This window comes from Candidatus Methylomirabilota bacterium, from assembly GCA_035709005.1.
Classification (GTDB): Bacteria; Methylomirabilota; Methylomirabilia; order Rokubacteriales; family CSP1-6; genus 40CM-4-69-5.
The window spans coordinates 1-22767 of sequence record DASTFB010000076.1 but is presented as its reverse complement, the minus strand read 5'-3'; the positions used below and the strand labels follow the sequence as shown (position 1 = coordinate 22767).

Below are 22767 nucleotides of genomic sequence, written 5' to 3'. Positions count from 1 at the left end.
GCCGCTCAGGGCACCGGCTTGAGGTCGGAGAAGAACTGCGGGTGACTCTTCATCACCTTCTCGATGAACCGGGGCTCGACGCCCTGCTGCCAGGGCACGGGCTTCCGCAGCTTCTTCTGCTCGATCAGGATCCCGACGTTCTCCTCCCACGCGGCGATCGTGTGCTTGGTGATGCGGGAATCGTAGACCATGTGGCGGATCGACTGCTTGGCCACTTCCTCGTCCAGGCCCCGGACCCAACGCGTGGCGATCTGGGCCGCTTCGTCGAGATGCTGGCGGGTGTACTGGGAGGCCTCGGCCATCGCGATCACGTAGCGCTCGACCAGCTCCGGCTTCTGCTCGATCACATCGGTGCGAAACGACATGTTGATGTAGTAGCCGATGTTCCCGCCCCCTCGCGACACCAGGACGGCGTCGGGGATCCGGGCCTGCACCAGCGTACCGAACGGCTCCCAGCACGAGACGGCCTCGACGCCCCCGCCTTGCAGGGCCGACACGAGGTTCCCCGGCGGCACGTTGAGGACGGAGATCTTGTCGCGGGTGATCCCCGCATTCTTGGCCGCCACCCGCAGGTACTCGTCGGCGGTCCCGCCGACCGGCGTGCCGACCTTGCGGCCGGCGAGGTCGGCGACCTTCGTGATCCCGGTCCCCTTGCGGGTCCAGATGCTGACCGGCGAGTCGGAGTGACGGGTGGTCCGGTCGCCCATCAGCCCCACCACGCCCTTGGCCTCCATCCCCCGCTCGACGGCGACGGGAAAGTTGGAGTAGGCCGCGCCGATGATCTGCACCTCGCCGGCCTGCAGGGCCTTGGACATCTCCTGCCCGGTGTTCAACACCTTGAGCTTCAGGTCGATCCCGTGCTTGAGGAAGATGCCCTTCTCCACGCCCACGAAGCTGGGGATGTGGTTCATGTTGCCGCCCACGGCGGCCGCCAGGGGCGTGGGCGCCTTGGCCAGGGCTGGGCCGCCCATGGCCAGCAGCGCGGTCGCGAGTGCCACAGCCAGTGCATGCATCATGGTCTGCCTCCCACGGGTAGCCGTCTCCCGCGCGCCGGCGCCAGCAGCCGGCCCGCGGCGACCTCAACTCTTACCACAATTCGTTTCGCCGAGCCTCGGCGGACATAATGGAAGCCATGCGTCCGGTGGGCCGGCTCCCCTCGTGGATGAAGGCCGTCGAGACGCTCGCCCACCGCGTCGGCATGGACAGCATCAAGACGAAGCTCCTGGTCTTCGCCCTGCTGGCGACGCTCCTGCCCTCGCTGGCCCTGGGCTGGCGGTCCTACGTGCTCAACCAGGCGTTCGTGACCGAGAAGATCGCGGGCGATCTGAGAACGATCACCGGTCAGACGGCCCGGGAGATCGATCTCTGGCTCAAGGAACGTTTGTACGAGATGCGGGTGTTCTCGTCGTCCTACGAGGTGACCGAGAACCTCGAGAAGCTCGGGGGCGGACGCCGGGCGGCGGCCCGCCGGGCCGAGCCCCGGCGCCGGCTGGCCCAGTTCCTGGGCTCGGTCCGGGCGAAATTCTCCGACTACGACGAGTTGCTGGTGGTCAACCCGTCGGGGACGGCCCTGGTCAGCACGGCGGCGCGCCCGGGCGCGCTGCGGCTGCCGCCGGACTGGCTGAAATTGGCCCGGGCCGACCAGCCGATCCTCGGCGAGGCGCACTGGGACCAGGCGCGTGGCAAAGCGGTCCTGGGGATCGGCGTGCCGATCACCGCCGTCGACGGCGCCCTGCTCGGGGTGCTGGCGGGTACCGTCAACTTCGGCGCCGTGGAGCGGATGCTGGCGAGCCTGGACCCGGGCCCCGAGGGCCACGCCTATCTGGTCCGACGCGATGGGACGGTCCTCGTCAGCCCGCGCCCGGAGGCGGCAGGTCGCCTGAGCACCCGGGTCGAGGCTGTGCCCGCGCTGTTCGACACGGTGGGCAGCTCGGTCGAGTACGCCGACTATCGGGGCCGGGCGGTGGTCGGACAGGTCGCGCCGATGTCCCTGATGCGGTGGGGCGTGGCGGCGGAGGTAGGGCGCCAGGCCGCCTACGCGACGATCGCGCGGATGCGCAACGTGACGCTCGCCCTCATCGGCAGCGTGCTCGTCGGGATCGGGCTCACCGCGTACCTCCTGGCGTTGACGATCGTGCAGCCGCTGAACCGGCTGACGGCGGCGGCAGCCCGGGTGGCGGCCGACGACCTCGAGGTCGATCTCCCCGTCGTGAGCCGCGGCGAGGTCGGCTATCTCACGGCGGTGTTCAACCGCATGGTCAGCCGGCTACGCCACGGGCGGGAGGAGCTGCAGAAGCTCTCGATCACCGATCCCCTCACCGGCCTCTACAACCGGCGGCACCTCATGGAGACGCTCGCCCTCGAGGTCGAGCGGGCCCGCGAGCTCTATCCGGTCTCGGTCCTCATGATCGACATCGATCACTTCAAGCAATACAACGACAGCCGTGGGCATCTGGCGGGCGACGCCCTGCTGGTGTGGGTCGCCACCCAGTTCATGGGGGCGATCCGCGACGACGACTATGCCGCGCGCTACGGCGGAGACGAGTTCCTCGTCTTGCTCCGAGCGACCGGTCACACCGACGCCGTGCCCATCGCCGAGCGGCTGCAGGCCCACGTGGCCCAGGGCCGGCCGGCGGGCCGTCACGAGGGCGTCACCGTGAGCATCGGGGTGGCCGCGTTTCCCACCCACGGGCAGACGCCCGAGGCCGTGATCGCGCGCGCGGACGCTGCGCTGTACGAGGCCAAGAAGACGGGCCGCAACCGGATCGCGCTGGCCAGTGGCCGCGCCTCTGCGCGCGTGGCCCGCTGAACGATCGGAAAACAACTCGGTTCGAGCGGCGGCTTTGCCGCCGCAATCCCGGTCTGGGGGGCGCTCGGAGGGGGCCGTCGCGCCCCACAGGGCGCGCCTGTGAGGTGCCCCCTTCGATCTTTCAGCGGAGGCCGATCCGGTTGTAGTAGATCCAGCCCGAGCGGCCGTCCTCCCGGCTCACCCGCACCCACAGGTCTTTCTGCGAGTATCCGGTGAGGGCGCCGCCATCCTCGACGACGAAGGCGATCTTCTGGTTGAGGGCCGGGCCCTCGCGCACGTTGCTCCGGCTCACGGCCTTGAGCGGCAGCGGGAAGGCGAAGCCGGTTTCCCCGTCCAGGCGGAGCATGGTCCCGGGGCTCGCCGCTCGTGACTGTCCGCTGGCGCTCAGCGCCTTGACCCGGCCGCTCAGGTAGATCGTGCCCGCATAGTTCGATTTCTTGAACTCCGCGGTCGCCATGCTCATCAGCTGCCGGGCCTGCTGCACCTCCTGGTCCCGTCCCCGGCCGGCCGCCTCCTTCTCGAGCTGCCGCAACGCGATCTCGGCCTCGGCGAAGTTGGCGGCCGCCTCGGCCTTGCTCTCGACCCCCCGCAGCTTACCCATGGCGCGGACGACCTCGAGCGTGGCCAGGTCCAGCTTCTCCTGCAGGGCGCGGATCTGGGCCTCGCGCTCCAGGACGGCCAGGTGGGCCCGGGCCAGCTGCAGCTCCAGCTCCTGATTGCTGGCGGCCTGCCGCCGCAGCTGCTCGGTCGCCGTCGCTCGCTCGCGGGCCGCGCGGTCCTGTGCCGCACGGTCCTGAGCCCCGTGGTCGCGCTCGGCGGCGGGGCCGACGAGCTGGGAGAGGGCGGCGCAGCCTCCCAGCAGGCTCGCCGCGATCAGCGCGCCGAGCTTGCCGCTGCCTCCGATCAGTGCGCGTCTGGCGATCGTCGTCATCACGGCGGAGGCAGAGTGCAACCCCGGTACCAGACCTCCCCGGGCGATAACGGCACGTTTTCGAACGAGATTGCAGCGCGAGGGTGGCTCGGCCGCCGCACCGGTTGGGCCAGAAAGTCCCCGGCCCGTCGATTTGACGCCGTTCGTTCGGCTGTGGAATAGTGCGCCGGGATGGCTGCCCACGCGGCCGCGGCGCCCCTTCGCACGCTGATCGGCGCCGAGGTGCGGAGACGAGAAGACCCCACGCTCGTCCAGGGCGCCGGACGGTTCGTCGACGATCTCCTGCTACCGCGGACCGCCGTCATGGCGGTGCTGCGCTCGCCTCACGCCCACGCTCGGCTGCGGCGAGTCGCCGTGCAGCGCGCGGCGGCGCTGCCCGGCGTGCTGGCCGTGCTCACGGCGGCCGACGTGCAGGGGCAGGTGGATCCCGAGCCCGCCGTCGGCATCCCCCCCGGCGCCCGACACCCCGCTCGCCCGCTCCTCGCCGCCGACATCGTGCGCTACGTGGGCGAGCCGATCGCGGTCGTCGTCGCCGAGCGGCGGGACGTGGCGGCGGACGCCTGCGAGGCCATCGCGGTCGACTACGAGCCGCTGCCCGCGGTCGGCGATCCCGAGAGCGCGCTGGCGGGCGGCGCGCCGCGCGTGCACGAGTCGTTTCCCGACAACGTGGCGCTGCGCTGGGAGTGGACGCACGGCGATGTGGACGGCGCCTTTGCCGGGTCTCGCCACCGGGTGGGCCTGCGCCTGGTGAACCAGCGGGTGGCGGGGATGGCGATGGAGCCACGCGGCTGCCTGGCCGAATGGCGGAACGGGATGCTCACGGTGTGGGCGGGCACGCAGACGCCGCATCGGCTGCGCTCGGGGCTCGCCCAGATCCTGCGCCTGCCCGAATCGGCGGTGCGCGTCATCGCTCCCAACATCGGCGGCGGCTTCGGATGCAAGATCGGCTACTACGCGGACGAGACGCTCTGCGCCCTGGCCGCGCTGCGCGTGGGCCGCCCGGTGCGGCTGGTGCTGACCCGGCGCGAAGACTTCCTGACCACCACGCAGGGGCGCGGCCAGGTCAACGAGATCGAGGCGGCCGCGGCCGAGGACGGCACCGTGCTCGCCCTGCGTTGCCGGACCATCGCGGACCTGGGCGCGTATCTGGAATCCCTCACGCCGTACCCGGCGATGCTCACGGGCCGGCTCCTGACGGGCCCCTACCGGATCGCCGCCGCGCGCTACGAGCTGGTGAGCGTCTTCACCAATGCCATGGCCACCGCGCCCTATCGCGGGGCCGGCCGGCCGGAGGCCTCGTACCTGCTCGAGCGCGTGATGGACGCCGTCGCCCGCGTCTGCCGCCTGGATCCCGCGGACGTCCGCCGCCGCAATCTCATCCCGGCCGCGGCGTTTCCCTACCGGGCGCCTTCGGGGCTCGTCTACGACTCGGGCCAGTACGAGCTCGCCCTGGATCGCGCCCTGGAGCTGGCGGATTACGCGGCGCTCCGCGAGCGACAGCGCCGGGCGCGCATCACGGGGCGCCTGATCGGCGTCGGGCTGTCGACGTTCATGGAGACCGCCGGCGTGGGACCGTCCCGGACGGCGCCCATCCCGGGTTGGGAGAGCGGCTCCGTGCGCGTCGAGCCGTCGGGCAAAGTGACCGTGCTCACCGGCACCAGCCCGCATGGCCAGGGGCTGGAGACCGTCTTCGCCCAGATCGTGGCCGACCAGCTCGGTGTGGCGTTCGAGGACGTGGCGGTGCTCCACAGCGACACGGCCATCGTCGCGACCGGTGTCGGCACCTTCGGCAGCCGTTCCGTCGCCGTCGGCGGTCCCGCCGTCGCCGCCTCCGTCCAGAAGGTGCTGGACAAGGGCCGCCGGATCGCGGCGGCGCTGCTGGAGGCGGCGGCCGAAGACGTCGTGTGGGACCAGGGGCGCTTCGTGGTGCGCGGCGTGCCGGGCCGCCATGTAACGCTGGCCCAGGTGGCGGCCGCCGCCCACGCGGGCCGGGCGCTGCCGGCGGGCATGGAGCCGGGCCTGGAAGCGTCCACCGTCTGGGACCCCGAGAACTTCACGTATCCGTCCGGCTGTCACATCGCGATCGTGGAGGTCGATCCGGACACCGGCGCCGTGAAGCTGGAGCGAGTCGTGGCCGTCGACGACTGCGGCCGCGTCATCAACCCGATGCTCGTGGAGGGCCAGATCCACGGAGGCCTGGCCCAGGGCATCGGCCAGGCGCTCTGGGAGCACATGATCTACGAAGGCTCCGGGCAGTGCCTCACGGCATCGCTCATGGACTACGCGGCGCCCCGGGCCGACGCGCTGCCCGCCTTCGTGCTCGACCGGGTCGAGACGCCAACCCCCGTGAATCCGCTGGGCGCCAAGGGCTGCGGGGAGGCGGGCACGATCGGGGCCACGCCCGCGGTGGTCAACGCCGTCCTCGACGCGCTGGCGCCGCTGGGCGTGACGCATCTGGACATGCCGCTCACGCCGGCTCGAGTGTGGACGGCCGTCCAGGCCGCCCGCGCCGACGCCGCGACGCGCTGATCAGTCGCCCAGGCGCTGCAGGATCCGGTGCCGGAGCAGCGTCATCGAGCGTTCCCACGACGTCCGCGGGCGTCCCTCGTGCGCGATGACGAGCAGGGTCCCGAAGCCGCCCACCTCCTCGCGCAGCTCGGCCAGGCGCGCCGTGACCGTGTCGGGGCTGCCCACGATCCAGATGTGCTCCAGGAGATAGTCCAGCGTGATGTCGGCATCCGGCATGGCCGGATCGACCTTGAGGATGTCGAATCCCCGGATCTTCTTGAGCAGCGGCAGGAAGTAGTCGCGGTAGTCGCGCGCCAGCGGGCCCTCCAGCGCCTCGCGCCGGGCCTGGGCGTCCGTGTCCGAGACGTGCACGTCGCGGGCGATCCGCCACTCGCTGCGGTCGGCGACCCGGGCGGCGCGCTCGGCGCCCTGCTCCACGGCCTCCCAGTGCGTGCGGAGCACGCGGGTCGGGACGAAGTTGATGCTCATGGGGAGGTAGCCGCGCTCGCCGGCCAGCATCAGGGTCTCCGACTTCGGCGTCACGCCCGCCACCGCGATGGGCGGATGGGGACGCTGATAGGGCTTGAGGTGCAGCCGTAGACCGATGTCCTCCTGCGGCTCGGGGATCTGGAAGCGCCAGTGCTTCGACTTGTAGAGGCCGGGCTTGGGATCGTTCCACAGCTCGAGCACGAGGTCGAGCACGGCCCGCGTGATCCCGCGCTGCTTGCCGCTCTTCGGGTCGATCCCGAAGAGCTCGAAGTCGCCGGGGAACCCCCCCGAGCCCACGCCCCAGTAGAAGCGGCCGCGGGCCATCTGATCGAGCTGGGCGATGCGCTGGGCCAGCATGAGCGGGTTGTGGTTCGGCAGGCAGGACACGCCGGTCGCCAGCTTCATCCTCCGCGTCACGCCCAGGGCCCGCGCGATGAACAGATCGGGGCACGGGATGTTCTCCCACTCGGCGGTGAAGTGCTCGCCGATCCACGCCTCGCCGAAGCCCAGCCGGTCGAGCGTGGCGAGCTGCTCGAGATCCTCGTCCATGGTCTGGGCCGGATCGGCGCCGGGCGGATGCAGGGGCATTGCGAAGTAGCCGAGGCGCATCGGCGAGAATTCTACTATCGCCGCTGGGCCATGGCCACGATATCGGTCCGGGTCACCGGAACCCGGGTGACCCGGGCGCCGAACGGGGCCAGGGCGTCCTCGACGGCCTGGGCGATGACGGGGTGCACCGGCATGATCCCGCCCTCGCCGGCGCCTTTGGCCCCCAGCGGGTTCAGCGGCGTCGGGGACTCCAGATGGCGGATCTCGAACGTGGGTGGCGCGTCGGCCGCCGTGGCCAGCGCGTAGTCCATCAGCGTGGCGGTCAGGCGCTGTCCGCCACCGTCGTAGACGAGTTGATCGTTGAGGGCATCGGCCAACCCCTGGACCACGCCGCCGTGGATCTGGCCGTCGACGAGGCCCGGATTGAGGACGCGGCCGCAGTCGTGAGCGACGACCCAGCGCAGGATGCGCAGCGCGCCCGTCGCGGGATCGACCTCGATGACCGCCGCGTGCGTGCCGTTGGCGAACGTCGATCGCGACACGGTGAACACCTGGGTGTCCTCGAGCCCCGGAGCTTCCCCGGGCGCGCGCCCGGCGTGGGCGGCCGCGGCGATCTCGCCCCAGCCGACCGTCCGGTCCGGGAAGCCGCGCACGGCGAACCGTCCGGCCGCGCCCACGACGTCCTCGGCGGCGGCCTCGAGCAGATGCGCGGCGATACGGCGCGCCTTGTCGTGCACCGCGCGCGAGGCCAGCACGGCGGCGCTCCCGGCCAGCGCGGTGCTCCGGCTGCCGAAGGTGCCGCCGCCGGTGGCGATGAGGCTGGTGTCGCCGGTCAGCACGTCGATGGCGGCGGGGTCGACACCGAGCAGCTCACCGACCAGGCGGGAGAGCATGGTGACGTGGCCCTGGCCCTGGGGCGAGGCTCCGGTGATGACGGTGATGCCACCGTCGGCGCCCACCCGCACCGCCACGCTCTCGAGGGGCGCCGTGCCGGTCGCCTCGATGTAGTTGACGACCCCGACGCCGAGCCAGCGGCCCTGGCTCCTCAGCCGGATCTGCTCCCGGCGCACGGCCGGGTAATCGAGCGCCTCCAGCGCCAGCTCGAAGCACCGCGGGTAGTCGCCGCTGTCGTAGACCACGGGCCCTCGCCCTACGGTCGTGAGCCCCGTGTCGTACGGGTGCGCACCGGCGGGAATGAGGTTGCGCCGCCGAACCTCGACGGGATCGAGTCCGAGCTGGCGGGCCACCGCGTCCACCGCGCGCTCGGCCACGAAGGCGCCCTGGGGACGGCCGGCGCCCCGGTAGGAGCCGACCGGAGTCGTGTTGGTGAGGACGCCCCGCATGGCCAGCTCCACGTGGGGCACGCGGTACGGGCCGAGGGAGTGGATCATCGTGTTCTGGGGGAGGTTGAGCCCGGAGACGGTATAGGCGCCCAGCTCGTGGACGAACCGGTCGCGCAACGCGAGGAGCCGACCCTCGCGCGTGGCCGCCACCTCGATCTCGTGCACCTGCTCGCGCTCCACCCACGAGCACGCCAGGTGCTCGCGGCGATCCTCGATCCACTTCAGCGGCCGGCCGAGCCGCCGGGCCAGCGCTGCCACGATGATGTCCTCCGGGTAGAACTGCCCTTTGGTGCCGAAGCCACCGCCCACGTCGGGCGGGGCGATGACGCGCACGCGCTCCTCGGGCAGGCCGAGCTGCCGGGCGACGAAGCGGCGGTGGCGATGGACCATCTGGATGGCCGCCCACACCGTGAGCCGGTCGTCCTGCCAGTGGGCGATCAGGCCCCGTGTCTCGAGCGGCTGGGCGCCGCCGCGAGCCAGCCGCAAGGTGGCCCGCACGACGACCTCGGCCTGGCGGAACGCCGCGTCCGGATCGCCCACCTGTTGGCGCCACTGGGCGGCCACGTTGGACCCCAGGGCTTCGTGCACCAGCGGAGCGCCGGCCGCCGCCGCCGCGGTGACGTCGGCGACCGCGGGTAGCGGCTCGTAGTCCACGACGACCAGCTCGGCGGCGTCCTGGGCCAGGTAGCGGTCCGCCGCTACGACGGCCACCACCGGCTCGCCGACGAATCGGACTCGCTCGCCGGCCAGGGGCCTGATCCCGCACGGGCGCGGTAGTCCGGGATGCTCGTTGAAGACGGGAAGGGGCGCATTGGCAGCGCCGAGATCGGCGCCGGTCATCACGGCTACGACGCCCGGCGCCTTCGCCGCAGCCGCCGTGTCGATGGCGCGGAGGCGGGCATGGGCGTGCGGCGACCTGACGATGGCCACGTGCAGACAGTCGCCCAGCCGCAGATCGTCGATGAACTGGCCGGCGCCGGTGATGAGCCGGGGGTCCTCTCGGCGGCGGATCACCTGCCCGGCGTGTTCGGCCATCGTGGCGGATGATAGCGCAGGCCACGCGCCGGCGGGCCCCCTTGACAGCGGCCGCGGAACAGCGGAGTCTCCCGTCACACGAGCAGGCCTCATCCAACCCGGGGAGGATCGGCTATGCACAAGATGCTTGCCCTGGTCCCTGCGCTCGCCCTCGCTTTCGGCCTCGCCACGCCGGCCTTCGCCCAGCAGTGGAAGCCCGACGTGAAATTCATCAAGATCGGCGTCTCCAGCGCCGGCGGCGACTGGTTCCGTGGCGGCGCAAAGCTCTCGACCATGATCCCGGAGGTCTTGCCCGGGGTGTCGGCAGGCACCCTCCTGGGTGGGGGCGTGGTCAACGTGACGAAGGTGGGCAAGGGCGAGGCCCAGATCGCCTTTGCGCTCACCCCGTACCCCGAGGACGGGTACAACGGCCGCGGCAAGTACAAGGAGCCGTACAAGAACGTGCGCCTGATCGCCTCGAATATCGGCCGTTCGGTCGTCATCGCGCTGTTCGTGATCAAGGACAGCCCGATCAAGACCTTTCAGGACATCAAGGGCAAGCGGATCGTGCCCGGCGACCGCGGCTGGGGCACCACCGAGCTGGCCGAGGCCGTCATGACGGCCGCCGGCATGCCGCCCGACAGGTTCAAGGCGGAGGGGGGGACCATCAGCTACACCTCGATCACCGACCGCTCCAAGGCGCTTCAGGACCGGAACGTCGACGCCATCTTCATTCCGGGCCAGGTGACCTACCCGGACCTCATGGCGGTCCAGCAGGCGGTCGGTATCCGGGCGATTCCCCTGCCGACGGACGCCGTGGAGCGCACGCTGTCGATTATGGGCGGCCTCTCCCGGGCCAAGGTCCCGAAGGGACTCTACGGCGTCGTGAAGGAGGACCTGCCCTCGCCCGGGTTTCTCCAGCAGCTCATCGTCGATGCCGGCCTCTCGGACGAAGTGGTCTACCGGCTGACCAAGCTGTGGTGGGAGCGGGCGAAGGAGATCGGGGAGATCGCCCCCAGCCTCGCCCAGTCCGACGTCAAGACGGCCATGGAAGGCGCCACGATCCCCTTCCATCCCGGGGCGCTGCGCTACTACAAGGAAATCGGGGTCGCTCGGTAGGCCGCGGGTAGGTCGTCGGCGCGATGACCGACGCCCCGCCCGTCGAACGGTCGGCCGTCGACTGGCTCCTCGGGCGGGGCCGCGGTCCTCAGCGCGGGATCGCGTTCGTCATCGTCGTCCTGTCGGTCGGGCTCGGTCTCTTCCACTTCTACAGCACGCTGTTCGGCCAGGCCGAGGGGCACACCCATCGTTCCACGAGCCTGGCCCTCATGAGCTTGCTCGCGTTCCTGGTCTTCCCGCTCGGGCGCAAGAGCTTCGCCGACTCGCTGACGTGGCACTTCGCCATCGACCTGGCCGCGATGGCAATCGTCCTGGGAGCGCAGGTGTGGACGCTGCTGCACATCGATCGCTTCGTCGATCCGGGCTACACGGCCACCACCGCCGATGTGGTGATCGGCACCCTCCTCATCCTCGCCGTGCTGGAGGGCACGCGCCGGACCGTGGGGTGGGGCCTGACCCTCACCGCCGTCTTCTTCATCCTGCAGACCCTGCACGCCGACTGGTTCTTCTGGATCTTCTACGGGCCGCCCACGCCCTGGCGGACGATGGTCGAGAGCTTCTTCGGCAAAGAGGAAGGGCTCTACGGCATTCCCACGGCGATCATGAGCTCGGTCCTCATCCTCTTCATCCTCTTCTCCGCCTTTCTGGCCACGACGGGGATCGGGGAGTTCTTCGTCCGGCTGGCTACCGCGCTGGCCGGACGCCTGACCGGCGGCCCGGCCAAGGTCTCGGTGTTCTCCAGCGCGTTCCTGGGCACCATCTCGGGCAGTGGCGTGGCCAACGTGCTGATGGACGGCGTGTTCACCATCCCCATGATGAAACGGGCCGGCTACCGGGCGACCTTCGCCGCGGCGGTCGAGGCCACCGCGTCCATCGGGGGGCAGATCATGCCCCCCATCATGGCGGCGGCCGCGTTCATCATGGCGGACTTCGTGGGGGTGCCGTTCCGCCAGGTGGCGCTCGCGGCGGCGATCCCGGCGATCCTCTATTTCTTCTGTGTGTTCATGACCGTCCATTTCGAGGCCCGGCGCCTAGGCCTGCGGAAGGTCCCCCGGGAAGAGATGCCGAGCCTGCCCGGCACCCTCCGGCAGGACGGCTACCTGCTGCTGCCGATCGTCGCGCTGCTCTGGTACCTCTACCAGGGCTTCACCGAGGAGACGGCGGGACTCATGGCCATCGCCACCACGTTCCTGGTCAGCTTCGTCCGCCGTCGCTCGAGGCTCGGACCGGAACGGCTTCTGAGAGCGTTCGAGACCGGCGCGCGGGCGTCCGTCACCGTGGCCATGGCGGTGGCCGCGGCCGGCCTCATCATCGGGTGCGTGTTCCTGTCCGGGATCGGGATGCAGTTCTCCTTCGTGCTGATCAAGCTTTCGGGCGGGGAGTTGTGGCTGGCCCTGGTGTACACGGCCTTCGCCGCCTTCATCCTGGGGCTGTCGTTGCCGACCACCGCCGTCTATCTGACCCTGGCCATCATCGTGGCGCCCGGCCTGGTCCAGATGGGGGTACCCAAGATGGCCGCGCACATGTTCATCCTCTACATGGGGGTGACGTCGGACCTCACACCGCCGACCTGTCTGTCGCCGTTCGCGGCCGCCGGCATCGCCGGCTCGCCGCCCATGGCCACGGCATGGCAGGCCATGCGCCTGGGCGCGGTGCTCTACATCGTGCCGTTCATGTTCGTGTACTCGCCCGCGCTACTGGCGATGGGCTCGCTGCCGGACATCGTCCTGGCCACGCTCACGGCGGCGCTCGGCATCTTCTGCCTGGCCGCCGGCCTGCAGGGCTGGCTGCGGCGAGCCGCCACCCCGGTGGAGCGCGCGCTCCTGCTGGGCGCGGCGGCTGCCCTGATCAGTCCCAGCCTCTACACCGACATGGCCGGCATCGGCCTGCTGGTCGCCGCCCTCGCGCTGCAGATGTCCCGCAGGCCTCGGGAACCGGTCCATGCGGTCGGCGCTCAGGTCGATTAGCCTCGCCGCTACGGGCGTCATCCTGTACGCCCTCGGGGCGACCGGCTTCCACCATCGGCACTTCGACGTGTTCCTGGCCACCGTGCTGGGGCTGGCCGTGTTGACGGTCACCGTGTTCGTCGTGACGGCGACCGGCCGGGCCGAGGGCGATTGACAAGCCCGGACGCTAGCGGATAATGATGCAACTTCCCGGCGGTTTCGCTCCTTCTCGTGCTCTCGACCGATTCGGTGTGGGTGAGGAGGACATCATGATCATCGTCAAGGGATTCCTGGCTGTCGCTGCCGCGCTGACCCTGCTCCTCACGACCGGCGGCGCGGCGCTCGCCCAGAAGCCGATCCTGTCCGGGCCTCTGGCCAGGCTGGACATCAAGCCGGCCGTGATCGAGAGGAACACGGGCCCGGCCAAGGGCACGCTCACCATCGCCCAACATTTTGCCCTGGACCCCGGCTGGCTGGATCCCCAGAACCACATCACCGCCCTGACCCAGCAGCATTACGACTACCTGGTCCACGACGCCCTGATCAAGCCGATGCCGCAGGGCATCCACACCTATAGCCTGGCCGAGCACGCCGAGATCGCCGTCGACTTCAGCAAAGCCGGCTTTCGCCTGCGTCCCGGCCTCACGTTCCACGACGGGAAGCCCCTCACCACCGCGGACGTGAAGTGGACGTACGAGAACTACCGGGGCATCCACTTCAAGACCTTCCACGACCGGCTCCAGCGCATCGAGGTCGTGGATGATCGCACGATCATCTTCCATTTCAAGAAGCCCTTCCTGGATTTTCTGGACCTCTTCCACGGTGGGGCCAGTGGCATCGCCTGGATCGTCCCCAAGCACCACTACGAGAAGGTCGGCAAGGACGCGTTCCGGAGCCATCCCATCGGCGCGGGGCCGTACAAGTTCGTCAGCCAGCAGGCCGGCGTGCAGATGGTCTTCGAGGCCTGGGATGGCTACTGGCGCCGGATCCCGGCCACCAAGACCATCGTCGTCAAAGGCATCCGCGATCCCGCGACCCGCCTGGCCGGGCTCCAGACCGGCGAGCTGGACCTGGTCTACGGCATGACGGGCAAGCTCCTGCCCCGGGTGATGTCCGACCCCAAGCTCCGGTGGGATCGCAACTTCACGGCCGTCTGGTATCTGAAGTTCCCCGGCTACACCGAGAAGGACAGCCCCTTCCACGACAAGCGGGTGCGCCAGGCGGTGAGCCTGGCCATCAACCGACCGTTCCTGGCCAAGCAGGAGAGTCAGGGGATCGGCGTCCCCATGGGGAACTGGTTCACGCCAGAAAATCCGGAAGCCTTGAAGGGCGACGGGACGGATCTGCCGGTCCCCGAGCACAATCCGGCGAAGGCCAAGCAGCTCCTGGCTCAGGCCGGGTTCCCCAACGGCTTCGACTTCGACTGGTACGTGCCCTTCGTCCCCTACTTCGACATGGGCGAGCGCATCCTCACCGACCTCCGGGGCGTCGGCATCCGGGGCAAGCTCATGAGCCTGGAGGGCCCGGCCTTTCGGTCCATGATCCTGCGGGGTCGCAAGGGCTACAGCGGCAACCGGACCATCGTGCAGAACATCGACCCGCGGCCGGGAGTCAGGTCGGGCATCGGCGTCTTTGCCCTCTGCACCTCCTCGGCCTCGTTCATCTGCGACGAGCGGATCGACGCAGCGTGGGCGAAGTACGATGCCAGCATCAACCCCGAGGAGCGGAACCAGCTTCTCAAGACGATGCAGCGCATCATCATCGAGGAATACTACGTCGTGCCCATCTACCTGAACCCCTTCGTTTCCGCCGTGGGGCCGAAGGTACTTCCCGAGGGCAAGGGAATCCATCGGTACTGGGATACCCTCCACGCCCCCTACCCGTGGCCGTGGGAGGTGTGGGCGGTCAAAGAATAAGCGCCTATGAAGCGGTATCTCCTGGCCCGGATCGTCTATAGCCTCATCACGCTCTGGCTGCTGGTCACCATCATCTTCGGGATGGTCCGGCTCACCGGCGACCCGGTCAAGATGCGCGGCGAGGTAGGCGCGGATGCGGCGTTCCTGGACCAGATCCGGCGTGACTGGGGCCTCGACCAGCCGCTCCACGCGCAGTACCTGAGCTTCATGGGGAATCTGCTCACGGGCGATTTCGGCCACTCCTTCGAGAAATCCCTGCCCGTCAGCACGATCTACTTCGAGCGGTTGCCCAACTCGCTCAAACTGGGCTTCGCAGCATTCCTGATCTCGATGCTACTGGGGGTGCCGCTCGGGATGCTGTCGGCGTTGAAGGTGAACACCTTCTGGGACAATGCCGGCAAGGCCGTGGCCCTGCTCGGGCTCTCCATCCCGGGCTTCTTCGTGGGCTTGGTCCTGATCCTCGTCTTCGGCGTCCAGCTAGGCTGGCTCCCCGTTCTGGGCAAGGGGCCCAGCGCGTTCGTCTGGCACGACCCGCTCACCTGGATGACGTTCTGGTTCCGGGACTGGTCCCATCTGGCCATGCCGGCCTTCGCCCTGGGCTGGTACTTCTCTGGCGCCATGGTGCGCATCACCCGCTCCGCCATGCTCGAGGTGCTGGGCAGCGACTACATCAAGCTCGTTCGTCTCAAGGGCGTGCCCGAGCGCATGGTCGTGGTGAAGCACGCCCTGAAGAACTCCCTGATCCCCGTCCTCACGCTGGCCGGGCTGAACCTGCTCGTGATGGTCAACGTGGCCGTCGTGGTCGAGGTTATCTTCAACTGGCCCGGCGTCGGCCAGTTGCTGTACGACGGCTTGAGCAACCGCGACTTCCCCATGGTCCAGGGGGTCGTGATCATGTCCGGGCTATTCATCGTGGTGCTCAACTTTGTCATCGACACGCTCTATGGATACGTGGACCCGCGCATCCGCCTGTCGCGTTAGGAGGAGGTGTCAGCGATGGCCACGATCCTGACGCGCGCGCCCTCGCTGGGTGGGGTCTCCCGGGCCGCCCGGCGGAGCTATGGTGTGGCCCGCGAGCTGCCGCTCGTCCCGCTGCTCGTGCTGGGCCTGCTCGCCAGCGTGGCGATTCTGGCCCCAGTCCTGGCGCCTCACAGCAAGCTCGACCCCGTGCCTCCCGCCCAGGCGCAGTGCCTGGCGGCGTTCGGTACGGCCAGCTGTCCCTATATCGACAACGTCCCGCCGTTCTGGACCGGCACCGGCAACCTCGCCACCCCGCTGGGGACCGACTCGCTGGGCCGCGACGTGCTGAGTCGGCTGATGTACGGCGCCCAGATCTCTCTCGTCGTCGCCCTGACCGGCACGCTGGCTGCCGGCGCCATCGGCACCCTGCTGGGCATGCTCGCCGGGTACATGGGGAAGTGGTGGGACCAGATCATCATGCGCGTCACCGATGCCTGGCTGACGCTGCCCTCGCTGGTCTTTGCGATTCTCTTGTCCAGCGTGCGGGGTCCCGGCCTGTGGAACGTGGTCATCATCCTGGCCCTGGTGTTCTGGAGCCGCTACGCGCGCGCAGTTCGGGGCGAGGTGCTGAGCCTCCGGGAGCGCGACTTCGTGAAGCTGGCCGAGATCAACGGGGTCAAACGGCTCAGGATCATTCGCCGACACTTGCTGCCCAACGTCATGAACACCGTCATGGTGCTCTTCAGCCTGCAGGTCGGGGTGGCCGTCATCATCGAGGCCTCGCTCAGCTTCCTGGGCGTCGGGGTGCCTCCCCCCGAGCCGTCGTGGGGTCTCATGATGGCCCAGGAACGCGAGATGCTGATGGTCGGCAAGTGGTGGTTGGCGGTGTTTCCCGGCGTCTGCATCACGATGCTCGTGCTGTCGGCCAACATGCTGGGCGACTGGCTGCGCGTGCGCCTGGACCCGCAACTGCGCAACCGGTAGGTCCGGATCGCGTGTCCCCGCCGCTGCTGCGCGTCACCGACCTCCACACCCACTACGTCGGGTTCCGGGGCACGCGCGTGGTAAAGGCTGTGGACGGCATCAGCTTCACGCTGCAGGCGGGGGAGACCCTGGGCCTGGTGGGGGAGTCCGGCTGCGGCAAGACCACGACCTGCTATTCGCTCGTGCGCCTGCTGCCCTCGGCGGCCCGGATCCTGCGCGGGCGGATCGAGCTGGACGGCGAAGACCTGCTGGCCAAGCGTCCGGCGGAGATGCGCGAGATCCGCGGGCGGCGGATCGCCACGATCCTGCAGGATCCCATGGCTTCGCTGGACCCGCTGTTCTCCATCTACGATCAGGTGGCCGAGCCCGCTTATTACCACCGCGCGCTCCGGGGCCAGACCCTGCGCCGGCGGGTGGCCGAGCTGCTGACCGCCGTGCGCATCCCCTCGCCGGAGGCGCGGATGAAGAACTTCCCCCACCAGCTCAGCGGGGGGATGCGCCAGCGGATCGTCGGCGCCATCGCGCAGGCGGGCGTCCCCCAGCTCATCATCGCCGACGAACCCACCACCAACCTGGACGTGACCATTCAGCTCCAGTACCTGAACCTATTGAAGGACCTGCAGCGCGCCACCGGGGTGGCCCTGATCTTCGTCACCCACAACCTGGGGATCGTGGCCAAGATGTGCGACAAGGTCGCCGTGATGTACGCGGGTCGGATCGTGGAGCTGCAGTCGGTGCGAGGGCTCTTCTACCACCCGCGACACCCCTACACCCGCGCCTTGCTGGATTCCATCCCGAAGCTCGGCACCAAGGAGCCGCTGTACGCGATTCCCGGCCAGCCTCCCGACCTGTCGGCCCTGCCCCCGGGGTGCGCCTTCCATCCCCGCTGCCCGCAGGCCATGGATCGCTGCCGCAGCGAAGCGCCTCCGGAGTTCTCGGTGGCCGGCAACGGGACCGTCGCCACCTGCTGGCTGCTCGCGGCGGAGACCACTCGTGGGTGAGCCGGTGCTGCAGGTGCGCGACCTCACGAAGCACTTCCCGGTCGGCATCTCGCTGCTCGGGCGGCCGCAGGGCTGGGTCAAGGCCGTGGACGGCATCAGCTTCACGATCAACAGCGGGGAGACCCTGGGGCTCGTCGGCGAGTCCGGCTGCGGCAAGACCACGACCTCCAAGCTCGTGCTGGCCGCCGAGGAGCCGACCGCCGGCACCATCGAGTTCGAAGGAAAGAACATCGCCGCGCTCGACCCCCGGGCCCGGATGGACTACCGGCGCAAGGTTCAGGTCGTGTTCCAGGACCCCTTCAGCTCGCTCAGCCCTCGCATGCGGGTAGGCAGCATCATCGCCGAGCCGATCGAGACCCACGAGGCGATCCCCCGGCGCGCGGTGCAGGCCCGGGTGCAGGAGCTGCTGGCCATGGTCGGTCTCCGACCCGATGCGGCCCGGCTCTTCCCCCACGAGTTCAGCGGCGGGCAGCGGCAGCGGCTGGCCATCGCCCGCGCCCTGTCCACGAACGCGCGGTTGATCGTGCTCGACGAGCCCGTGTCGGCTCTGGACGTGTCCATCCGGGCGCACATCATCGGCCTCCTGGAGGACGTCCAAGCGCGGCTGGGGGTGAGCTATCTCTTCATCGCCCACGACCTGGCCGCGGTGTCCCATCTCAGCCAGCAGACGGCGGTGATGTACCTGGGCAAGCTCGTCGAGGTTGCGGACAGCCTGGAGCTTTGCGCCAGGCCGCTGCACCCCTACACCCAGGCGCTCTTCGCCGCGTCCCTGCCGTCCCATCCGGACGAGCGCAAGGACGAGATCGTGCTCAGCGGAGAGGTGCCCAGCGCCCTCAACCCGCCGCGCGGCTGCCACTTCCACCCGCGCTGTCCCTTCGTCATGCCGCGCTGCTCGGAGGAGGAGCCCGAGTTGGTCGAGCAGAGCCCCGGGCATCAGGTCGCCTGTCATCTCTACTGACGCTCGGGGCGGTCACCACCGAGGAGGAAGCCACCATGGCGAGCGTGAGACGCTACAGGGTGGGCGGCGTGCTGCTGCCGCGGCCGTTCAAGATCCTGGGTGCCCAAGGACACCGACCTCGGCGATACCTGCGGCTACTTCACGCGCCACGGGACGGATCATCACGCCTTCGTGATCTTCAACCGGAAAGTCCTGGCCCACCGCCCGGACCGGCGGCGGTTCGGACCCGACGTGACCATCAACCAGATCACCTGGCAGTGCGGCAGCCTGAAGGAGATCGTGGACGCCCACGCCTACTTCCAGGACGCCGCTATCCCCATCCAGCGCGCCGGCCGCGACATGCCGGGATCGAACTGGCACGTCTACGTGTACGATCGCGACGGCCACACCAGCGAGCTCTATTACGGCATCGAGCAGATCGGCTGGCAGCAGATGAGCAAGCCGGTGGCCATGTACTATCGCGGCTTTCGCGAGAGCCCGTCGCTGCCCCAGATGTCGGAGAGTTCTGAGGTCGCCGAGGCTCTGGACAAGGGGCTGGACATCTTCTCCGGCCACCGCTCGCGCGAGGCGCTGCCCGAGACCTACGACGTGGAAGGCGTGTGGCTGCCCCGGCCCTTCAAGATCACGAAGACCGGTCCGGTCGGGCTCTTCGTGAGCGACGTCGAGCGCGCCGAGCGCTTCTACACCGAGCGCCTGGGGTTCGTGACCACCGAGGCGACGAGCTACGGCGGGGCGCGCTGCGTGTTCCTCCGCTGCGGCGCCGAGCACCACAGCCTGGGGCTTTTTCCCAAGGAGCTCCGGGCCCGGCTCGGGCTCGCCGAGCACACGACGTGCATGTCCTTCGGCATCGAGGTGGGCAGCTACACGCAGCTGCGCGAGGCGGTCGCCTTCCTGAAGTCGCAGGGGGTGACTTTCATCGACGCGATCCCGCCCGAGCTGTATCCCGGCATCGACTACGCGGCGTTCGCCGTGGATCCCGACGGACACTGCCTCCAGCTCTATTACTACATGGAGCAGGTGGGCTGGGACGGACGGGTCCGCACGCCCGGCCAGCGGCGCGCCGTCACGGCGGTATGGCCCCAGACCCTGGAGCCGCTCTCCGACACCTACGTGGATCAGGTATTCCAGGGACCGCTGGGGTGAGCGCGCCAGGCGCCGGCCCGATGCGGCCGGCGCCTGGCAACGAGGCGACGTTACTGCAGCGGGGAGAACGCCGCGGGAAGCAGGACCTTGTTCTCCTGCGTGAGCAGCCGGTCGCCGCCGCCCGGCGGCGGCCACACGCCCTTGGCCCGCGCCTCGTCGCGGACCTTGGCCCGCTGATCGAGGCCGGCGTACGCCCAGATGTGGATGAAGCCGTTGGCCTTGCCGAACTCCACCGGGCCGGCCAGCACCAGGGGCGACAGCTTCGTGCGCTCCGGGATCTTGGCCTCCCAGCCCTTGGCCAGATCGGGCAGCGTGCCGGGCTTGAGGGTGTAGTAGCGGAGCTCGAAGATCGGGCCGACCTTGCCGGGACGCACCGGAGGCAGGAACGCGAAGGGCGCCACGATCTCCGAGCGCATCTCGCGGATGAACTCACCGATCTTGGGCGGCCAGTTCGCGTCCTTGGCCGCCTCGGCCCGGATGCGCGCGCGCTCGGCCAGGTCCTGGTACCCCCAGATGTGCACGATCTCGTTGAGCGGCCCGATCTCGGTGTGCAGAAAGGCGGTGAGCTCCGAGTACTTCTTGCGGTACTCGTAGGCTTCGCCGAACCGCTTCTCCACTTCGGCCAGGCTCCCGGGGGCGATGCGATAGGTGCGGATCTCGTAGATCACTGGTGCGCTCCTTTCCGTGCATTGGGGCGGATGAGCGGCAGGCGCCCCGGCGAAAGACACGCGACTCGAGTGGGCGAGACTATACCGAGCCGGTTCCGGGATCGCAAGGAGGAAGGATCTGTGTTATAGAGCGACGACGTGAGGCAGACGGCCACCCTGATCGTCACGGGCAAAGACCAGAAAGGGCTCGTCTACCGCATCTCCGAGTTCATCTTCCGCCACCAGGGGAACATCCTGCACGCCGACCACCACATCGACTTCGAGACGGGATTGTTTTTGTCCCGGGTCGAATGGGACCTCGACGGCTTCCGGCTGTCGCCGCCCGAGACCGCGCGCGCCTTCACGCGCCTGGCCGACGAGCTGGAGATGCGCTGGGAGGTGCGGTTCTCGGACCGGCCGCTGCGCACGGCCATCTTCGTGTCGCGGCTGGACCATTGTCTGGTCGACCTGCTGCACCGCCATGCCATCGGGGAGCTGTCCACCGAGGTCGTGGCTGTCGTGAGCAACCACCCCGATCTCGGACCCATCGCCGAGCGCTACCGGATTCCCTTCCACGTCTTCCCGATCACGGCCGAGACCAAACGGCGGCAAGAGGATCAGGAGCTCGCGCTGCTGGCCGACCTCCGCGCGGACCTCGTCGTCCTCGCGCGGTACATGCAGATCCTCACGCCCGACTTCATCGCCCGGTTCCCGAACCGGATCATCAATATCCACCACTCGTTCCTGCCCGCGTTCAGCGGCGCCCGGCCCTACGCGCAGGCCCATGCCCGCGGCGTCAAGATCATCGGCGCCAGCAGCCACTATGTGACCGCACTCGTCGACGAGGGGCCCATCATCGAGCAGGACACGATCAGGGTCAGCCACCGGGAGACCGTGGAAGACCTCGTGCGCAAAGGCCGGGACCTCGAGCGCATCGTGCTGGCGCGGGCCGTACACTTGCACCTCCAGGGCCGGGTCCTGCCCTGCGGCAATCGCACCGTCGTGTTCGACTGACATGCGACGCAGCACGACACACGTCCTCACCACGCACACGGGCAGCCTCCCCCGCCCGGACGACCTGATCCGGATGATGTTCGCCAGGGAGGAAGGCGTGCCCGTCGACGCCCCGGCGGTCGGCGCGCGCGTCCGCGCCGGGGTGGCCGAGGTGGTGGGTAAGCAGGTCCAGGCCGGCCTCGACGTCGTCAACGACGGCGAGCTCAGCAAGCCGAGCTACGCCACCTACATCAAGGACCGGCTGAACGGGTTCGACGGCACCAGCCAGCCCCTGCAGTATCAGGATCTGGTCGACTTTCCGGGCATGGCCCGCCGTGTGTTCGGCGATCCCGGCCGGTCCCGGCGCAAGACGCCGGCCTGCACGGGGCCCATCAGCGTGCGCGACGCCAGCGCGGCCCAGGTCGACGTCGACAATCTGAAAGCGGCGCTGGCCCAGGCCGGGGCCGCCGAGGCCTTCCTCACCGCCGCCTCGCCGGGGGTCGTCTCCCTGTTCTTCCGCAACGATCACTACCCCAGCCACGAGACCTATCTCTTCGCCATCGCCGAGGCCATGCGGCACGAGTACGAGACCGTGGCCCGGGCCGGGATCGTGCTCCAGGTCGACTGCCCGGACCTGGCCATGGGCCGCCACATCCAGTTCGCCGCCCTCTCCCTCGACGACTTCCGGCGCATGGCCCGCCTGCACATCGAGGCTCTCAACCACGCCCTGGCCAACGTCCCGCCGGACCAGGCGCGCCTGCACCTGTGCTGGGGCAACTACGAAGGCCCGCACCACCACGACGTCCCGCTGGCCGACATCATCGACGTCGTCTTCACGGCCCGACCGAACGGCATCTCCTTCGAGGCCGCCAATCCCCGTCACGGCCACGAGTGGAAAGTCTTCGAGCGCGTGAAGCTGCCGGCCGGCAAGGTCATCATCCCCGGCGTCATCGATTCCACCACCAATTTCATCGAGCATCCCGAGCTCGTCGCCGAGCGCATCGGGCGCTACGCGCGACTGGTCGGCCGTGACAACGTCATCGCGGGTACGGACTGTGGATTCGGCACGTGGGTGGGCCAGGCCGCCGTGGATCCCGACATCGTGTGGGCCAAGCTGGCGAGCCTGGCCGCCGGCGCCCGCCTGGCCTCCCGCGAGCTCTGGTAAGCAGGAGCGAGACATGGCACAGGCGCGCGGTCTGCGGTCCGTCGGCTTTCTCGACTGCCCGGGCGGTGGTCAGGTCGTGGTCAGCGGCACGAGGGCCTACGTCGCCCACATGAAGGCGCCCCACGGGACGACGATCGTCGACGTCAGCGACCCCGCCCGCCCCCGCAAGCTGGCCGAGCTCACCATCCCCGCCGACGTGCACTCCCACAAGGTGCGTGTCGTCGACGGCGTGATGCTGGTGAACCGGGAGGCTCCGCCGCGGACCCAGCCCGGGCCCGGCTTTCGCGGTGGC

General features: G+C 69.5%; 19 protein-coding genes. 14 read left to right on the top strand and 5 right to left on the bottom strand.

The window, feature by feature from the left end; genetic code table 11:
- Positions 1-5 precede the first annotated feature (5 nt).
- The gene (locus tag VFR64_12890; GenBank protein ID HET9490637.1) at positions 6-998 is read right to left on the bottom strand and encodes an ABC transporter substrate-binding protein; all 993 of its coding nucleotides are present in this window, start codon (positions 996-998) and stop codon (positions 6-8) included.
- A 134-nt stretch (positions 999-1132) separates the two neighbouring features.
- Here VFR64_12890 and VFR64_12885 point away from each other — a divergent pair, with 134 nt between their 5' ends.
- The gene (locus tag VFR64_12885) at positions 1133-2809 is read left to right on the top strand and encodes a diguanylate cyclase (GenBank protein ID HET9490636.1); all 1677 of its coding nucleotides are present in this window, start codon (positions 1133-1135) and stop codon (positions 2807-2809) included.
- 121 nt (positions 2810-2930) lie between these two features.
- Here the strand turns inward: VFR64_12885 and VFR64_12880 are convergent, their stop codons facing one another.
- Complete coding sequence (locus VFR64_12880) at positions 2931-3740, bottom strand: SH3 domain-containing protein (GenBank protein HET9490635.1); 810 nt, start codon at positions 3738-3740, stop codon at positions 2931-2933.
- Positions 3741-3911: 171 nt separating this feature from the next.
- Between VFR64_12880 and VFR64_12875 the strand changes: the two genes are divergently transcribed.
- The gene (locus VFR64_12875; GenBank protein HET9490634.1) at positions 3912-6269 is read left to right on the top strand and encodes a molybdopterin cofactor-binding domain-containing protein; all 2358 of its coding nucleotides are present in this window, start codon (positions 3912-3914) and stop codon (positions 6267-6269) included.
- Here the strand turns inward: VFR64_12875 and VFR64_12870 are convergent, their stop codons facing one another.
- Positions 6270-7346 carry an LLM class flavin-dependent oxidoreductase gene (locus tag VFR64_12870; GenBank protein ID HET9490633.1) on the bottom strand — a complete coding sequence of 359 codons (1077 nt, stop codon included), beginning with the start codon at positions 7344-7346 and terminating at the stop codon, positions 6270-6272.
- A 14-nt stretch (positions 7347-7360) separates the two neighbouring features.
- Positions 7361-9664: a xanthine dehydrogenase family protein molybdopterin-binding subunit gene (locus VFR64_12865; protein HET9490632.1), complete on the bottom strand. Its 2304-nt coding sequence runs from the start codon at positions 9662-9664 to the stop codon at positions 7361-7363.
- Positions 9665-9778: 114 nt separating this feature from the next.
- On the opposite strand from VFR64_12865, the gene VFR64_12860 reads away from it, so the two are divergent.
- The 9 genes from VFR64_12860 (at position 9779) to VFR64_12820 (ending at position 19670) form a co-directional block, all read left to right on the top strand.
- Positions 9779-10762: a TAXI family TRAP transporter solute-binding subunit gene (locus VFR64_12860; protein HET9490631.1), complete on the top strand. Its 984-nt coding sequence runs from the start codon at positions 9779-9781 to the stop codon at positions 10760-10762.
- A 23-nt stretch (positions 10763-10785) separates the two neighbouring features.
- Positions 10786-12729, top strand: coding sequence for a TRAP transporter fused permease subunit (locus tag VFR64_12855; protein HET9490630.1), 1944 nt, complete (start codon positions 10786-10788; stop codon positions 12727-12729).
- A complete protein-coding gene (locus VFR64_12850; protein ID HET9490629.1) occupies positions 12704-12883 on the top strand; it encodes a hypothetical protein in 180 nt (59 codons plus the stop codon). Before VFR64_12855 ends, VFR64_12850 begins: the two co-directional genes overlap by 26 nt.
- A gap of 94 nt (positions 12884-12977) precedes the next feature.
- The gene (locus tag VFR64_12845; GenBank protein ID HET9490628.1) at positions 12978-14624 is read left to right on the top strand and encodes an ABC transporter substrate-binding protein; all 1647 of its coding nucleotides are present in this window, start codon (positions 12978-12980) and stop codon (positions 14622-14624) included.
- 6 nt (positions 14625-14630) lie between these two features.
- A complete protein-coding gene (locus VFR64_12840) occupies positions 14631-15605 on the top strand; it encodes an ABC transporter permease (protein ID HET9490627.1) in 975 nt (324 codons plus the stop codon).
- Between the two features lie 15 nt (positions 15606-15620).
- On the top strand, positions 15621-16568 hold the full coding sequence (locus VFR64_12835) for an ABC transporter permease (GenBank protein HET9490626.1): 948 nt from the start codon (positions 15621-15623) through the stop codon (positions 16566-16568).
- A gap of 11 nt (positions 16569-16579) precedes the next feature.
- Positions 16580-17569 carry an ABC transporter ATP-binding protein gene (locus VFR64_12830; GenBank protein ID HET9490625.1) on the top strand — a complete coding sequence of 330 codons (990 nt, stop codon included), beginning with the start codon at positions 16580-16582 and terminating at the stop codon, positions 17567-17569.
- Complete coding sequence (locus VFR64_12825; protein ID HET9490624.1) at positions 17562-18527, top strand: oligopeptide/dipeptide ABC transporter ATP-binding protein; 966 nt, start codon at positions 17562-17564, stop codon at positions 18525-18527. The genes VFR64_12830 and VFR64_12825 overlap by 8 nt, the downstream gene beginning before the upstream one ends.
- A 99-nt stretch (positions 18528-18626) precedes the next feature.
- A complete protein-coding gene (locus tag VFR64_12820; protein HET9490623.1) occupies positions 18627-19670 on the top strand; it encodes a VOC family protein in 1044 nt (347 codons plus the stop codon).
- Between the two features lie 50 nt (positions 19671-19720).
- On the opposite strand, the gene VFR64_12815 is transcribed toward VFR64_12820, so the two are convergent.
- A complete protein-coding gene (locus VFR64_12815; GenBank protein HET9490622.1) occupies positions 19721-20338 on the bottom strand; it encodes an NIPSNAP family protein in 618 nt (205 codons plus the stop codon).
- 138 nt (positions 20339-20476) lie between these two features.
- Between VFR64_12815 and purU the strand changes: the two genes are divergently transcribed.
- The 3 genes from purU to VFR64_12800 form a co-directional block, all read left to right on the top strand.
- The gene (gene purU, locus VFR64_12810; GenBank protein HET9490621.1) at positions 20477-21331 is read left to right on the top strand and encodes a formyltetrahydrofolate deformylase; all 855 of its coding nucleotides are present in this window, start codon (positions 20477-20479) and stop codon (positions 21329-21331) included.
- Between the two features lies 1 nt (position 21332).
- Complete coding sequence (locus VFR64_12805; protein ID HET9490620.1) at positions 21333-22475, top strand: cobalamin-independent methionine synthase II family protein; 1143 nt, start codon at positions 21333-21335, stop codon at positions 22473-22475.
- Between the two features lie 13 nt (positions 22476-22488).
- A partial coding sequence (locus VFR64_12800) for a hypothetical protein (GenBank protein HET9490619.1) occupies positions 22489-22767 on the top strand: 279 nt, incomplete at its 3' end.

Bases quoted from the DNA above. Each gene is read 5' to 3' on its own strand.
- VFR64_12860 (HET9490631.1), top strand. From the start codon at position 9,779: ATGCACAAGATGCTTGCCCTGGTCCCTGCGCTCGCCCTCGCTTTCGGC.
- VFR64_12870 (HET9490633.1), bottom strand. From the start codon at position 7,346: ATGCGCCTCGGCTACTTCGCAATGCCCCTGCATCCGCCCGGCGCCGAT.
- VFR64_12850 (HET9490629.1), top strand. From the start codon at position 12,704: ATGCGGTCGGCGCTCAGGTCGATTAGCCTCGCCGCTACGGGCGTCATC.
- VFR64_12845 (HET9490628.1), top strand. From the start codon at position 12,978: ATGATCATCGTCAAGGGATTCCTGGCTGTCGCTGCCGCGCTGACCCTG.
- VFR64_12875 (HET9490634.1), top strand. From the start codon at position 3,912: ATGGCTGCCCACGCGGCCGCGGCGCCCCTTCGCACGCTGATCGGCGCC.
- VFR64_12880 (HET9490635.1), bottom strand. From the start codon at position 3,740: ATGACGACGATCGCCAGACGCGCACTGATCGGAGGCAGCGGCAAGCTC.
- VFR64_12865 (HET9490632.1), bottom strand. From the start codon at position 9,664: ATGGCCGAACACGCCGGGCAGGTGATCCGCCGCCGAGAGGACCCCCGG.
- VFR64_12805 (HET9490620.1), top strand. From the start codon at position 21,333: ATGCGACGCAGCACGACACACGTCCTCACCACGCACACGGGCAGCCTC.
- VFR64_12835 (HET9490626.1), top strand. From the start codon at position 15,621: ATGGCCACGATCCTGACGCGCGCGCCCTCGCTGGGTGGGGTCTCCCGG.
- VFR64_12840 (HET9490627.1), top strand. From the start codon at position 14,631: ATGAAGCGGTATCTCCTGGCCCGGATCGTCTATAGCCTCATCACGCTC.
- VFR64_12855 (HET9490630.1), top strand. From the start codon at position 10,786: ATGACCGACGCCCCGCCCGTCGAACGGTCGGCCGTCGACTGGCTCCTC.
- VFR64_12885 (HET9490636.1), top strand. From the start codon at position 1,133: ATGCGTCCGGTGGGCCGGCTCCCCTCGTGGATGAAGGCCGTCGAGACG.